General features: G+C 48.9%; 11 protein-coding genes. 8 read left to right on the top strand and 3 right to left on the bottom strand.

Annotated features, from left to right (window positions below):
- Nucleotides 1-50 precede the first annotated feature (50 nt).
- The 4 genes from lpxK to BTV99_RS09420 all read left to right on the top strand — a co-directional run bounded on the left by lpxK (nt 51) and on the right by BTV99_RS09420 (nt 3,768).
- Nucleotides 51-1,217: a tetraacyldisaccharide 4'-kinase gene (gene lpxK, locus BTV99_RS09435; RefSeq protein ID WP_075102121.1), complete on the top strand. Its 1,167-nt coding sequence runs from the start codon at nt 51-53 to the stop codon at nt 1,215-1,217.
- 101 nt (nt 1,218-1,318) lie between these two features.
- A complete protein-coding gene (gene kdsB / locus BTV99_RS09430; protein WP_083608608.1) occupies nt 1,319-2,170 on the top strand; it encodes a 3-deoxy-manno-octulosonate cytidylyltransferase in 852 nt (283 codons plus the stop codon).
- Nucleotides 2,171-2,238: 68 nt separating this feature from the next.
- Nucleotides 2,239-3,357 (top strand): DNA polymerase III subunit delta', encoded by a 1,119-nt coding sequence (locus tag BTV99_RS09425; RefSeq protein WP_075102120.1) that lies wholly within the window; start codon nt 2,239-2,241, stop codon nt 3,355-3,357.
- A gap of 63 nt (nt 3,358-3,420) precedes the next feature.
- The gene (locus BTV99_RS09420; RefSeq protein ID WP_075102119.1) at nt 3,421-3,768 is read left to right on the top strand and encodes a PilZ domain-containing protein; all 348 of its coding nucleotides are present in this window, start codon (nt 3,421-3,423) and stop codon (nt 3,766-3,768) included.
- Nucleotides 3,769-3,890: 122 nt separating this feature from the next.
- On the opposite strand, the gene ppk2 is transcribed toward BTV99_RS09420, so the two are convergent.
- Complete coding sequence (ppk2, locus tag BTV99_RS09415) at nt 3,891-4,904, bottom strand: polyphosphate kinase 2 (protein WP_241900678.1); 1,014 nt, start codon at nt 4,902-4,904, stop codon at nt 3,891-3,893.
- A 236-nt stretch (nt 4,905-5,140) separates the two neighbouring features.
- On the bottom strand, nt 5,141-6,601 hold the full coding sequence (locus BTV99_RS09410) for an acetyl-CoA C-acetyltransferase (RefSeq protein WP_075102118.1): 1,461 nt from the start codon (nt 6,599-6,601) through the stop codon (nt 5,141-5,143).
- A gap of 531 nt (nt 6,602-7,132) precedes the next feature.
- Here BTV99_RS09410 and BTV99_RS09405 point away from each other — a divergent pair.
- From BTV99_RS09405 to BTV99_RS09390, 4 genes are all read left to right on the top strand, one after another.
- On the top strand, nt 7,133-8,533 hold the full coding sequence (locus tag BTV99_RS09405) for a 3-oxoacyl-ACP reductase (RefSeq protein WP_075102117.1): 1,401 nt from the start codon (nt 7,133-7,135) through the stop codon (nt 8,531-8,533).
- Nucleotides 8,534-8,779: 246 nt separating this feature from the next.
- Entirely contained in the window at nt 8,780-9,694 is a 915-nt protein-coding gene (locus BTV99_RS09400) for a MaoC/PaaZ C-terminal domain-containing protein (RefSeq protein ID WP_075102116.1), read from the top strand.
- Nucleotides 9,695-9,823: 129 nt separating this feature from the next.
- A complete protein-coding gene (locus BTV99_RS09395) occupies nt 9,824-10,402 on the top strand; it encodes a beta-lactamase hydrolase domain-containing protein (protein WP_075102115.1) in 579 nt (192 codons plus the stop codon).
- Nucleotides 10,403-10,485: 83 nt separating this feature from the next.
- Nucleotides 10,486-11,865, top strand: a complete 1,380-nt coding sequence (locus BTV99_RS09390) for a serine hydrolase (RefSeq protein ID WP_083608607.1) — start codon at nt 10,486-10,488, stop codon at nt 11,863-11,865.
- Nucleotides 11,866-11,909: 44 nt separating this feature from the next.
- Here BTV99_RS09390 and BTV99_RS09385 read toward each other — a convergent pair whose 3' ends face one another.
- On the bottom strand, nt 11,910-13,163 hold the full coding sequence (locus BTV99_RS09385; protein WP_075102113.1) for a sodium:proton antiporter: 1,254 nt from the start codon (nt 13,161-13,163) through the stop codon (nt 11,910-11,912).
- Between the last annotated feature and the right edge of the window lie 172 nt (nt 13,164-13,335).

Genomic DNA, 13,335 nt, shown 5'->3' with positions numbered 1-13,335 from the left:
CCGTCAGTGCGTGTAAAGCTTCAAATCAACGAATAAGTGAGCAACCAGCCTTGAATATTGAGACGACAGTGACGCGTGCATGGCAACGCAAAGCCGCTTGGCTATGGCTGCTGTTGCCTATTAGTTGGCTATATGGTCTCATCATCACGCTGCGTCGTCAGGCTTATCGATGGGGGGTGTTTGCCAGCTATCGGGCGCCCATACCTGTCATGGTCATCGGTAATATCAGTGTGGGCGGTAGCGGCAAGACGCCGCTGATTATTGAGTTGGTGAGCCATCTACAAGCGGTACATCGTATCAAGGTGGGGGTGATTAGTCGCGGCTATGGCGGTGATAATAGCCAGATGCCAGCGCTGGTCGATGCCAGCAGCACCCCTAGCGTGGTCGGCGATGAGCCGTGTTTGATCGTCAATATGACAGGCGTACCGATGGCAGTCAGTCCCAATCGGCAGCAAGCGATCACAACGTTATTGGCCGCTCACCCAGACTTGCAACTGATTATTGCCGATGATGGTTTGCAGCATTATGCACTGCAGCGTGATATAGAGTGGATCGTCGTGGACACCGCTCGCGGTTTTGGTAATAAGCAGCTACTACCGACAGGGTTTTTACGTGAGCCATTGTCTCGGCTTAAGGGTGCCACTGTTGTGTATCATAGCAAGCAACAGACAAGTCCAGCCGCCGAGCACGCAAGCAAGCAAAAGCAGCCGAATCAGCGCCTGCTTATGTGTATGCAAGCGGACAGCATGCAGCCTTTATGGGCACCTTCATTGGCGAATACCCAAAAACCAAACGCTGCGAAGGCCGATATACAGACGAGTGAGCAGCAAGATCATCCGGCAGCGCCAAAGACAGGCAGTCAAGTACATGCAGTCAGCGGCATCGGCTATCCGCAGCGTTTTTTTGAGACGCTCACAGATTTAGGCTTTGAGGTCATCGCTCATCCTTATCCAGATCATTATGATTTTACTTTGGCGGAGCTGCTACAGTATCGTCAGCATCCTATTGTCGTTACCACAAAAGACGCTGTAAAAATCAAAGCATTACTCTCAAAGGCCATGGCTAATAATGCGCTAGATGATGATTACCAAGCACTGGTGAGTAGGCTCTGGGTATTACCAGTCACCGCAGTGCTCTCTGATGATTGCTACCGCTTATTGACAGAGCAATTACAGAGACTGGATATCGATATCAAGCCTCATCAGGCGCTAAAATAAACAAAAAAATAAAACAGCTTTAAAACAGTCATTATCAAAGATAGTCATTATCAAAAACATATAAGACGGTACGTCACATCAAACCTGCTAAGGAAGTAACCATGTCTAACATTGAGTCTGTCATTGACCCTGCTACTGCGTCTATGGCTGCTGCCAAAACTCACATTGTGATTCCTGCCCGTTTTAAGAGTACTCGATTACCTGGCAAGCCGTTGTTAGCTATTCATGGCAAGCCGATGATTTTGTGGGTCGCTGAAAAGGCGCAAGCGGCGCATTTTGCTGATGACATGTGTATCGCAACTGATGATGAGCGCATTGCTCAGGTTTGTGTGGACGCAGGGTTTGAGGTGGTGATGACCAGCCGCGAGCATGCTTCGGGTACAGATCGTTTAGCGGAAGTTGCAGCCATCAAAGGCTGGGCCGATCAGGATATCGTCATCAACATGCAAGGCGATGAGCCGCTGGTGCCGCCTTTATTATTAGAGCAAGTAAAGGATCTACTGGTCGCGGATAAAGCCAGCGTCATGGCCACCTTGTGTGAGCCGATCGATGATTATGAGACTTTTTTGCGTCCCTCAGTGGTCAAGGTCGTCAGTCAATATACTAATGCACTGCAGCGCGCGCTATATTTTAGCCGCGCGCCCATTCCTTGTGACCGTGATGTGGTATTGGCAGACGAGCCAAACAAACGACCACCCAAAAACGCTTATCGGCATTTGGGGCTTTATGCGTACCGCGTGAGCTTACTACAGCAGTTTGTACATTGGCCACAGACCCCGCTTGAGACCTTAGAGAGTTTGGAGCAATTACGCGTACTAGAAAACGGTGGTCATATTGCCATCGCGACTGCAGCGTGTCATCTGCCGGCTGGGGTCGATACCCAAGAGGACTTGGATCGCCTCAATGCGATGGCGTTCACCGACTTTCAGAGCCCGAGCAGCATGACTAACTAAAATAGCCTAAGCAAAACTACCATTAAGCTTTCAAGTCATTTTATAAAGCTGGAGCGATAGGTCATACAATGGAAAATATAGGTGCATCAAAGACTGCAGATGATATTTACTTTGCGCCATTATTGCCATGGCAGCAAGCACTATGGTCGCAGCTCACTGACCGCGTCACTCGGCAGCAGACTTTGCCGCATGCTCTACTGGCCGCAGGCATGCAAGGCATGGGCAAACGTGCTTTTGTTTGGCGTCTGGTGGCGTGGCTGTTATGCCGCGAGCGTGCAACCCATCCGCAAGGAGCGTGCGCCACGTGTGAAAGCTGTCAGTGGCTCAGATCTGGTACACATCCAAGCTTGCAGACATTGCCGCTCATCAGTATGCCAGTCAGTATCGACAATACAGAAGCTACAGAAAAAGCCGGTAAAAAAAACACCAAAACCACAAGCAATAGCGCCTTAAAAATAAAAGTAGATGACATCCGCGCGCTACAGCCCTTTATTTATCAAGGCGGCCAAGGCCTGCGCATCTGTGTGTTAGACCATGCAGAGCAAATGACGGTCGCTGCCGCCAACGCGCTGCTCAAGACCTTGGAGGAGCCGCAAGCGCAGGTACATTTGTTTTTGATTAGCGACAGTCCAGCCCAGCTGTTACCCACGATCAAAAGCCGCGTCCAGCAATTGGCGTTACAGACGATTGAGCCTGCAGTCGCCATGGATTATGTAACGCAAGCACTTGGGGCGACGGTCAACCGTGAAGCCGTGAGCCCAGCCGCGCTTCACCAGCTTATACAACTGGCTAACGGCGCGCCGCTCGCTGCGATCGCCTTGGCCAATGCCCCATGGTATAGCAAGCGTGCCTTATGGCTGACGACTTGGCTGGCGCTGCGAGGCGGCAAACGTAGTAGCGTGGCGGCTAGTGACTATTGGCAATCACAGCTTAGTATTATAGAATTTATTCAGCTCTCTGAGCTGATGCTGCTCGACATACGCCGCGTCTGTTTAGGTCTAGCAGTGCTACAGCAAGACATCAATTGGACAGCGCTTACGAGCGATCAGGCTGATGGCAGTACCCCTGACGACAGTGCTATAGAGGCATTTTTTTATCGCTTGCAGCAAAGCAAAGTTGCGCTACAACAAAATGTGCAAGAAAAATTTGCCTATGATAAGCTGATGCAAGAATTGGCGCGTTTATAAACCAACATTTAAAACGAGCGCTCACTCATAAACATTTAACCCAATGACTAAAGGAAGCTGACTATGGCCATGCCAGAACGCGGCGGGGTCTTAACCTGCCATATTGAAGACATCGAAACGCTATATGCCAGCTACTTATCTTTTGTGACCAATGGAGCGTTATTTGTACCGTCTGATCGTCCACAGCAGTTGGGCGATGAAGTGTTTATTGCCATCACGTTGCCAAACTCCAGCGAGCGTTTACCGATGAATGGTAAGGTGGTATGGATCAACTCTAAAACCCAAAGTGGCCGGCCAGCCGGTTTTGCGGTACAAATCGGCACCGATATCGCAGGGCAAAGAATCAAAAACGAAGTAGAACGTTTATTGGCTGGCAAAATCGACAGCTTGCAATCTACTTATACCATGTAGCTGACGCATTATGGTGATGACTGGCACGCTATGCTAGGCGTATAAAAAAGGCCGCGGTATCTCATTTAAGATACCGCGGCCTTTTTGTTTGAGACTGAGTAGGGTAAAATAGCCGTAAGCTGTTAATAACGCGGTGGCACGTACATATCATCTGGGATAGGCTCGCGGTAGTATTCATCATCGCGTTTGCGCTCTGGTAGCTCGACTTCATCACGCGGTACTTCTTTATAAGGGATTTGCTCGAGCAAATGGGCGATACAATTGAGGCGCGCGCGTTTTTTGTTATTGCCTTCTACCACCCACCACGGCGCTTCAGGAATATGAGTGCGCTCAAACATGGTCTCTTTGGCTTTGGTGTAGTCCTCCCAGCGTCGCCGCGACTCCAAATCCATTGGGGAGAGCTTCCACTGCTTGAGTGGGTCATGAATACGGCTCATAAAGCGTGAATGCTGCTCGTCATCGGTGATCGAAAACCAGTATTTGACCAAGCGAATACCCGAGCGCACGAGCATGCGTTCAAACTCAGGCACCGACTGAAAAAACTCCTCATACTGAGCATCGGTACAAAACCCCATGACGCGCTCAACCCCGACGCGGTTGTACCAGCTGCGATCAAACAAGACAATCTCGCCGGCCGCTGGCAAATGAGCGACATAACGCTGAAAGTACCACTGCGACTGCTCACGCTCTGTCGGTGCGGGCAGAGCAGCGACGCGGCATACCCGTGGGTTTAGGCGCTGGGTGATGCGCTTGATCGCGCCGCCTTTGCCCGCCGAGTCGCGTCCTTCAAATATCACGACGATACGCTCGCCGCGATCGACCACCCAGTCTTGTAGCTTGATAAGCTCGCGCTGCAGGCGCACCAGCTCCTGAAAGTACAGTCGCCGATCCAGCCTTTCTTGCTCGCTCATCTCCCGCCCATCAAAACGAAAATCACGCACATAATCATCTATTTCGTTTTCTAGCTCTTCATCATAGGTGTCGATAAGGTCTTCGTGCATTTTACGACGTAGCTCATCATCAAACACTTCCTTGTCCATCCGACTGATAAAGCTGTTTTGCTCGGGTGGGCTAAGCTTTTGACGCTCTTGTGTGGTTAAGAGTCTTGGGTCAATCGCCGAAGGAATTTTACTCATAAAAAGCTCCTGCCAAATATTATTATGATTTTGTTTGTTGTGGTCTTTACTTTAGCACATCTGGCAGGGGGACTAGGCGGTAGGTGCGTTTGATTATTGTGTGAAGTGGCCTTTGATAAGACAACGGTCATCGGTTTTATTGGCTGTTATGCACGAAAAAGCACCCATTAATCGCGTGATTAACGGGTGCTTTAGACAACCGAAGCTATCTGTCTGTTAAACAGACAATGGCGGTATTATTTTTCTAGGATACACGTGACACCTTGGCCACCTGCTGCACAGATAGAGATCAGAGCGCGGCCTGAGCCTTTTTGATCCAGTAGCTTAGCTGCAGTGGCTAGGATACGGCCACCTGTCGCTGCAAATGGATGGCCTGCTGCCAATGATGAGCCATTGACGTTTAGCTTGCTGCGATCGATGGAGCCAAGTGGTGCATCAAGACCCAGACGTTCTTGACAGAATGTCTCATCTTCCCATGCTGCAAGCGTTGAGAGTACTTGTGACGCAAACGCTTCGTGGATTTCATAAAAGTCGAAGTCTTGCAGCGTTAGGCCAGCACGCTCAAGCATACGCGGTACCGCATAGGCAGGTGCCATTAGCAAGCCTTCAGTAGTACCTGACTTGCCGATGAAATCAACAGCCGCTGTTTCTTGGTGCGCGATGTACGCCAATGGCTTGAGGCCGTGTTCTTTTGCCCACTCATCCGTACCGAGTAGGACGCAAGAGGCACCATCAGTGAGTGGGGTAGAGTTGGCCGCTGTCATGGTTGGGTTGGCGTTCTTTTTACCAAATACTGGCTTTAGCTTGCCCAACTTTTCGAGCGTGGTGTCTGGGCGCAAGTTGTTGTCACGAGTCAAGCCTTTATATGGCGTGATAAGGTCGTCAAAGAAGCCTTCGTCATAAGCACGTGCTAGGTTTTTGTGGCTGTTAAACGCCAGCTCGTCTTGGGCTTCGCGGCTGATATTCCACTCAAGCGTGGTGATGGCTTGGTGCTCACCCATTGATAGGCCGGTACGCGGCTCACCGTTTTGTGGGGTATCGATCAAATCTTTAGGGTTTAGCCCCATTAGCGCTTTTAGGCGCTGCTTGTTGTCTTTTGCCGCACCGAGTTTGATAAGGACTTTGCGCAGACCATCACCGATAGCGATAGGCGCATCAGAGGTGGTATCGACACCGCCTGTGATGGCTGAGTCAATCAAACCAAGGGCGATTTTGTTGGCAGAGGCAAAGGTCGCTTGTAAGCCAGTACCACAGGCTTGTGAGATATCGTATGTTGGCGTATGAGGGTTTAGAGCTGTATTTAGCGTCGCCTCGCGCGTTAAGTTGATGTCGCGGCTCAGCTTCATGACCGCACCAGAGACGACTTCTCCGATGATTTCGTCTTGTAGGTTATAACGCTCGACCAAACCATCTAATGCAGCGGTTAGCATGTCCGTATTGCTGACGTCAGCATAAGTGCCGTTTGAGCGGGCAAAGGGGATACGGTTGCCGCCCAAGATTGCGACGCGGTTTAGATTTGAGGCTGGTTTGGCCTTTTTTGATTGGGTAGCAGCTGCTGTTTTGCCGACGGCTGCGCCCTCAGTGGTTTTTTTGCTATCAGCGCCTTTGGTTGTAGTGTCTTTTTTGCTGCTATCGGTAGATTTTACGACAGTGCTTTCAACGACTGGACTATCAGGGTGATTGTTTTTATTACTCATAATATTATCCTTAAAGAGTATGGGTACAAAAGAAAAAGGGTGGCTGCTGGCCATTATTTATTACTTACTATGGTCATCTATGATAAGACGTTTTTACCAGCATAATGTATGTCTTTGGCAAACGATGTGACGCTTATTTGTCGCCGCTTGGTCAGGATTTTTAGAAGCAAAAGAGCGGCTTGAAAACCCAGACTATTTTTGTAAACTCAGGCGTCTCGATTATTATCATTGCATAATAATGCATTTGATAATATATTGTTATCGATAATTGCATTTGCCATAACTTATGGGTCTGATTTTAACACAGTATCAGGCACGGTGACGCGAAAAAAAGTTGCCATCTTGTATACTGGCTTGTTTACAGATTGTTGTAGACTTTGTCAGTTTTTGGACTTGTTTATAGCGGAAGTGTATAGTTAAGCCAGATTTTAATGCATTTACTAAATATCAATAATGATGCGTCCGGTGAGTCTATATAATAGGCGCATTGCATTTTTAATTATTTTAACCATTTATTATAGGGATTATATTATGTCAGACCGTTATGGTGATTTTGTTCAGTCGTCTATTGGCAAAAAAGTGGCCAAAAATTTGGGTCTACCACTGCCAGTGACGTTAGATCGTTTTGAGAGCGGTGAGCCTTTGGTACGTGGCAGTGTGTTGGTTGGTCGCGCTGATGGCGACGACAAAAGCGTAAGCGCTGCAGTGGCCCGCATCTTATCAGAGGTCCATGCAGATGTGTACGTCAATAGTAGCGACGATATCAAAGATGCGCTGGCTGATGCTGGTGTAGACGCAAAAGCCAATACTGGCGGCGATGATAAGTTTAAAGTATTGCTATTTGATGCCAGTAATATCAGTAATGCCGATCAGCTAAAAGCAGTATATGCGTTTTTTCATACAGTGGCGCGCCGTGTCGAAAAATCAGGCCGTGTCATCATCATTGGCCGTACGCCAGAAAACCTCACAGACATCGAAGCTGCCTTGGCGCAGCGTGCGCTTGAGGGTTTTGTGAAGTCTGTTGGTAAAGAGTTTAAGCGCGGTATCACCGCCCAGTTGGTCTACGTCGAAGAAGGTGCTGAGCAAAATCTTGATTCAACGCTGCGTTTCTTTACCTCAGCGCGCTCAGCGTATGTATCAGGACAAGTGGTACGTGTCAGTAAAGGTGACACAGTAGATGTCGACTGGACACAGCCTTTAGGTGGCAAAACCATGCTGGTGACAGGTGCCAGCCGCGGTATCGGTGAGGCAATCGCGCGCGTATTGGCTCGCGAAGGCGCTCACGTTATCTGCTTAGATGTACCTCAGCAGCAGGCAGATCTACAAAAAGTCGCAAGCGAAATCAGCGGCTCTGTGCTGACAGTCGATATCACCAGCGAGGATGCAGGCAAGCAAATCGCAGAGGCGGCACAAAAGCGCGGTGGGCTTGATTCAATCATTCATAATGCTGGAGTCACGCGCGATAAGACGTTGGCAAAAATGGATGAAAAAAAGTGGGATATGGTCATCGATATCAACCTAGCTAGCATCGCACGCCTCAATCGCTATCTATTAGAAAATGATGTATTAAAAGACAACGCACGTATCGTATGTGTGTCATCTATCTCAGGCATCGCAGGCAACATGGGACAAACCAACTATGCCACTTCTAAAGCGGGCGTCATCGGACTGGTCAATGCCACCGCCAAACAGTTAGAAGACAATGCCAAGGGTATGACCATCAACGCTGTGGCACCAGGCTTTATCGAGACGCAAATGACAGAGGCCATCCCTTTTGCTATTCGTGAAGCAGGTCGCCGCATGAACTCCATGAGCCAAGGCGGTCTGCCAGTAGACGTGGCCGAGACCATCGCTTGGTTTGCCTCTCCTGCATCGGGTGGCCTAAATGGCAACATCGTTCGCGTTTGTGGTCAAAGCTTACTGGGTGCTTAATACAAGCAATTGTCCGTGCATAGCTAAACTGTGGCAAAAGTAAGTAAGGTAAGTATCGCTAAAGAATAAAGCGGTGCTCACATCATAATGTGAGGTTTTTTCTTGATTGCCTAACATATGCTTACGAAAAAATTGCTGATAAATTGTAATAAAGCTGCCCAAGGGTGGCTTTTTTATGATAAAAACGTAGAATTCATGATAACAATGCCCCAAAAGGTTTGCTCCAGCCCCACTTAGGATTTATTTATGTCAGACAAACACTATGATGCGTTGCCAAAAGCGCATACAACTTATGCCAATATCGTCAAAAGCCTATTGCCTATCGGCAACAGTGGCAAAGTCAGTAAAGATCAGTTACCACAAGCGACTTACTACGTCGATGACCTCCATATTGATCAAGAGAATTTAGACGATTATCGTAAGATTTGTGGTTTTGCAGATAATGGCAAAGTGCCTATTACTTATTTTTCTGTGTTATCGCAGACGCTGCAGATGAATATGATGGTCAAAGAGCCGTTTCCCTTTGCGATGCTCGGTCTCGTACACGTAGACAACAGTGTGACGCAGTATCGTCCTATCGGCGAGCGTGAAACAGTGGCGATGTCTGTGACTTTTGATAATCTGCGCGACCATGCCCAAGGTCAACAGTTTGATTTTGTCACGACAGTCAAATCAAAAGACGAGGTGGTGTGGGAGGGGACATCAACCTACCTATCACGTGGCAAAAAACCCAGCAGCAGTAAAGACAAAAAAAGCAAACCGCGTCCGGTTACCGTAAAACCGACCGTCGATGACAATGGGACTCACAGTGTTTTTGAAGTACCAGAAGATATTGGCCGTCGTTATGCGTTTGTCTCAGGGGATTTTAACCTCATTCACTTGCATCCACTATCGGCACGGGCCTTTGGTTTTCCAAAAGCGATTGCTCATGGTATGTGGTCGAAAGCCAAATGTCTCGCGCTGATGGATGAGTTGCCTGATGCCTGTACTGTCAATGTGTCTTTTAAGCTCCCTATCTTTTTGCCTGCTGAAGTAGAGCTGATAGCCGAGCCGGTATCACAGCTACAAAACACGGATGATAGTTGTGAGTTTGGTCTATTTAGCGCCAAAAATGACAAGCCTCATCTAGCGGGTTTGGTAACACTCAAGACCGCTAAGTAAATACAGCTGGGGCTCTCGCGTAACTGCTATCGAAAGTTATGGCGAACGGATCAAACGCGTTTAAGGATTAAAGCGCGTTTGTCTTTATATATATCCTACGTAGACAGACTAACGAATCTTTTTATTATTATGACCTCACATACTACAGTAACAACCCCAAGTTCAGACCAACTCAATGATGTCGCGGCGCCTAATACCGCTGCTGCCAATGACGCTGCGGCAGGCGATAGCGCCACAGCTGATGCGGACAGTGTGGACAATGGCATCGAGCTTTCGACCATCTTTGAGCCTTATTTTCGTCCTGATGCCAATACCATCGTATGCGGCGCTCTGGATGAACAAAAAGTTGAGGCATTGGCAAAGGCTGGCGTCGAGCTGGTCATCAACTTGCAGCCTGATGACGAGCTGAGCTTCGATGAAGCTGCCGCCGTCAAGCGCGCAGGCATGTATTATGAGCAGCTGCCTATCAGCGGCGCTGCTGATTTAAAGCAGCTAAAAGTATTGGCCTTTGATAATATCCTGCGCCAGTATCACGGCAAAAAGGTAGCCCTACACTGTGGCTCTGGTAATAGAGTGGGCGCGGTGACGGCACTGCGCGCCGGCTGGCTACGCGGCCGCAAAATGGATACAGCCATGGCACGGGGACGTAGTCACGGTCTGAGAAAGCTAGAAGATGAGGTGTATAATCGTTTGTTGGTCCCGCGCTAATAAGATATACCCTAAAGTAATCGGCTAATAGAACAAAAGGCGACCAGACGGTGGCCTTTTTATGATAATAGAGTAAGGCTGCCATGACTGAGACAATGAACAAAACCAACGAACGCGATGACGCTCGAATAAATACTACCCTGCAGCAGCGTCTACAGCAATTGCTGACAAAATTGCAGCTTGATGATGCGCCAGCTGGCGGGGCGCTAGTAGTCTATCAGGCGGGCGAGTGTATCGCTCGTGCTAGTGTGGGCTTGGCGCGTCCAGAGATGGTATGGCAACCGCAAACCCTAGCGATTAACTTTTCGACGGGCAAAGGGGTGCTCGCGGCTCTGGTTCATGTATTGGTCTCCAAACAGCTACTCGCTTATGACGTCCCCATTGCCCAGTATTGGCCGGCATTTGCGGCTAATGGCAAAGCGCATGTTACGCTGCGGCAAGTGATGTCGCACCAAGCTGATCTCTTTGCAATTACCAGTATTGAGGCAGATAGCGAGGCGGTACTAGACTGGTCGTATATGCGCAAAAAAGTTGCCGACATGACCATGACTCAACCTGACCAAGCCGACGCTTACGACTCTGCTTATAGTGCGCTGATCTACGGCTGGGTGCTGGGCGGCTTGGTAGAAATCGTCACCAAGATGCCGCTTGCGCAAGCGCTAAGCCATTATTTGACAACGCCATTAGGGATTGCCGATAGCTGCTATTTTGGGGTGCCAGATGATAAAGTCGACCTTGTCGCCACGCTGGCCAAAGACTTTGATACAGACGAGAAGGCAACCCCTAAGCTGCGGCAAAAACGACAAAAACCCACATTAAAACCAGACTCGGCAAATACCTTATTTGTCTATAATCATCTACCAAGTGCGGCGTGTTGGCAGCAGCAAGCCTTGCAGATGCAGCGCTCTGTAGCTGCTTCTGGGACGGATAAAGGAGATCACCGCCAGCCGGCGTTAACCACTGCAGGTATCAGTCGTCTGTATTTTGATACCAGCCATCTCAATCTAAAAAACTACAAATCAGCGCTTATCCCAGCCGGCAAGCAGCCTATTGATTACTATCAACGACAAACGCTACAAGCCGTTATCCCTGCTGCTAACGGGGTTGCATCGGCTGAGGCGCTGGCAACGATATATGCCATGCTTGCCAATGGCGGGGTATGGCAAGGTCAGACGCTAATCGATCGCGCTACTTTTGAGCAGTTATCCACGCCCCAAGTCACAGGGTTAGATGCAGTCATGCCAGCACCCATGTATTGGCGCTTGGGCTATCATCGTCTGTTTAGTGTCTGTGCTGATACTGCGGCGGGTTTTGGTCATATGGGCTACAACGGCTCAGTGGCGTGGTGTGATCCATCACGGCAATTGTCGTTTGCTTTTATTCATAACTTCGATACTACGATGCTCAATGACGTTCGTCAGTTTGCTTTGACCGAAGCAGTACTCGCGTTTATAGCGCCTTAGTAGCACGTAGCTAGTGTATAAGTTGCTAACATGTTCGATAATGCTTATGTCGAAGGCGGCTTACTGGGTGTTATTTTGAGCAGCTTTGGCGCACTCAAACCATGTATAAAGATAGATATCAAAATTACGATAGAGCAGACCACCCATAACTTGAGCGCATCATCATCTGCAAAGTAGCCGTGATTGAGCGCATAGGATAAGTAATACAAGGTGCCGATACCGCGTATACCCAAGGCTGAGATTGCGTATTTTTCGGTATGAGGTAAGCCTAGCCCCGATAAAGCGATAAACCCGCCGATAGGACGTATCAGAAGTAAAAACACAAAGCTGACGATGTAGACTCGCCATGTCAGCTCGATGCCTGACTGTAAGCCTTGACCGAGCAGCATCCCAAACACCACCAGTACCAGCGACATGAGTAAGCCTTCTGACTGCTCAGCGAAATCATGGAGTTTTTGATGGTAGGTATGCTGGTGCTCTGAGCGGCGAAAGGCAAAGGCTGCGACAAACACAGCGATAAAGCCATAGCTCTCTACATACTCGGCCAGTCCATAAGCGACCAGCGTCAGAGCGATCACCACATAACCTTGCGAGATGGGCGTTTCTTGACTGTATTTAGAAAACACAAGCTTGGCCATGGCTTTGCCAACGACGATACCCACCACCAATCCTGCGCCTATCTTCCACAAAACATCATGGGTAAACCATGACCATAGCATCTCGCCATCGAAACGCTGACCTGCGCTCAACGCTTCTGCCACCTTGATGGCCAAATAAACAAATGGAAACGCCAATCCGTCATTTAATCCTGCTTCTGAGGTTAAAGTAAAGCGCGGCGTGTCCTCACCACCAGTGTTTGGCGGGCCGACCTGAATACTAGACGCCAAGACAGGATCGGTCGGTGCCAGCACCGCACCCAACAAAATCGCCGCACCCATACTCAAACCAAAAGCATAGTAGCCCAACGCTGCCATGGAAAAAATACCAATCGGCATGGTGATGAGCAGCAGCCTGATCGTCGGTCGCCACAGCCGCCAAGATAGCTCGGTATCAATCTTGATACCCGCGCCAACCAGTGATACCAAGACCACGATTTCTGTGAGTTTTTCGATGATAAGGCCATTGTCAATCGGATCCAAAAACGATAACGTCGTCCACCAATAACCCATGAGTAACCCAAAGCTTACCTGCAGCATCGGCAATGAGATCGGGGTGCGTTTAAACACGATAGGAAACAGCGCCCCAAACAAAAAGGCGATACCGCAGACCAATAAGAAGACGTTATAGTTTTCAATCATAAAGGGGTGCACGCGACTATGTTATAAAAATATATTATAAAAATTCTTATCGACAACTATTTAAAGATATTTAATGTATGACGGCCTAGTCGATAACCAGCTCACCTCAGTTATCTGTCACCTAAGTTATCTGACCGGTAGTTTGTCCGAAGTCGTCAGCGCCGCTGCTCTG

It is taken from the genome of Psychrobacter sp. Rd 27.2, from assembly GCF_001921755.1.
GTDB classification, from domain to species: Bacteria; Pseudomonadota; Gammaproteobacteria; order Pseudomonadales; family Moraxellaceae; genus Psychrobacter; species Psychrobacter celer.
Note: the sequence above shows the minus strand (reverse complement) of the source record. Positions and strands in the feature narration are given on the sequence as shown.

Bases quoted from the DNA above. Each gene is read 5' to 3' on its own strand.
- kdsB (WP_083608608.1), top strand. From the start codon at position 1,319: ATGTCTAACATTGAGTCTGTCATTGACCCTGCTACTGCGTCTATGGCT.
- BTV99_RS09425 (WP_075102120.1), top strand. From the start codon at position 2,239: ATGGAAAATATAGGTGCATCAAAGACTGCAGATGATATTTACTTTGCG.
- BTV99_RS09420 (WP_075102119.1), top strand. From the start codon at position 3,421: ATGGCCATGCCAGAACGCGGCGGGGTCTTAACCTGCCATATTGAAGAC.
- ppk2 (WP_241900678.1), bottom strand. From the start codon at position 4,904: ATGAGTAAAATTCCTTCGGCGATTGACCCAAGACTCTTAACCACACAA.
- BTV99_RS09410 (WP_075102118.1), bottom strand. From the start codon at position 6,601: ATGAGTAATAAAAACAATCACCCTGATAGTCCAGTCGTTGAAAGCACT.
- BTV99_RS09405 (WP_075102117.1), top strand. From the start codon at position 7,133: ATGTCAGACCGTTATGGTGATTTTGTTCAGTCGTCTATTGGCAAAAAA.
- BTV99_RS09400 (WP_075102116.1), top strand. From the start codon at position 8,780: ATGTCAGACAAACACTATGATGCGTTGCCAAAAGCGCATACAACTTAT.
- BTV99_RS09395 (WP_075102115.1), top strand. From the start codon at position 9,824: ATGACCTCACATACTACAGTAACAACCCCAAGTTCAGACCAACTCAAT.
- BTV99_RS09390 (WP_083608607.1), top strand. From the start codon at position 10,486: ATGACTGAGACAATGAACAAAACCAACGAACGCGATGACGCTCGAATA.
- BTV99_RS09385 (WP_075102113.1), bottom strand. From the start codon at position 13,163: ATGATTGAAAACTATAACGTCTTCTTATTGGTCTGCGGTATCGCCTTT.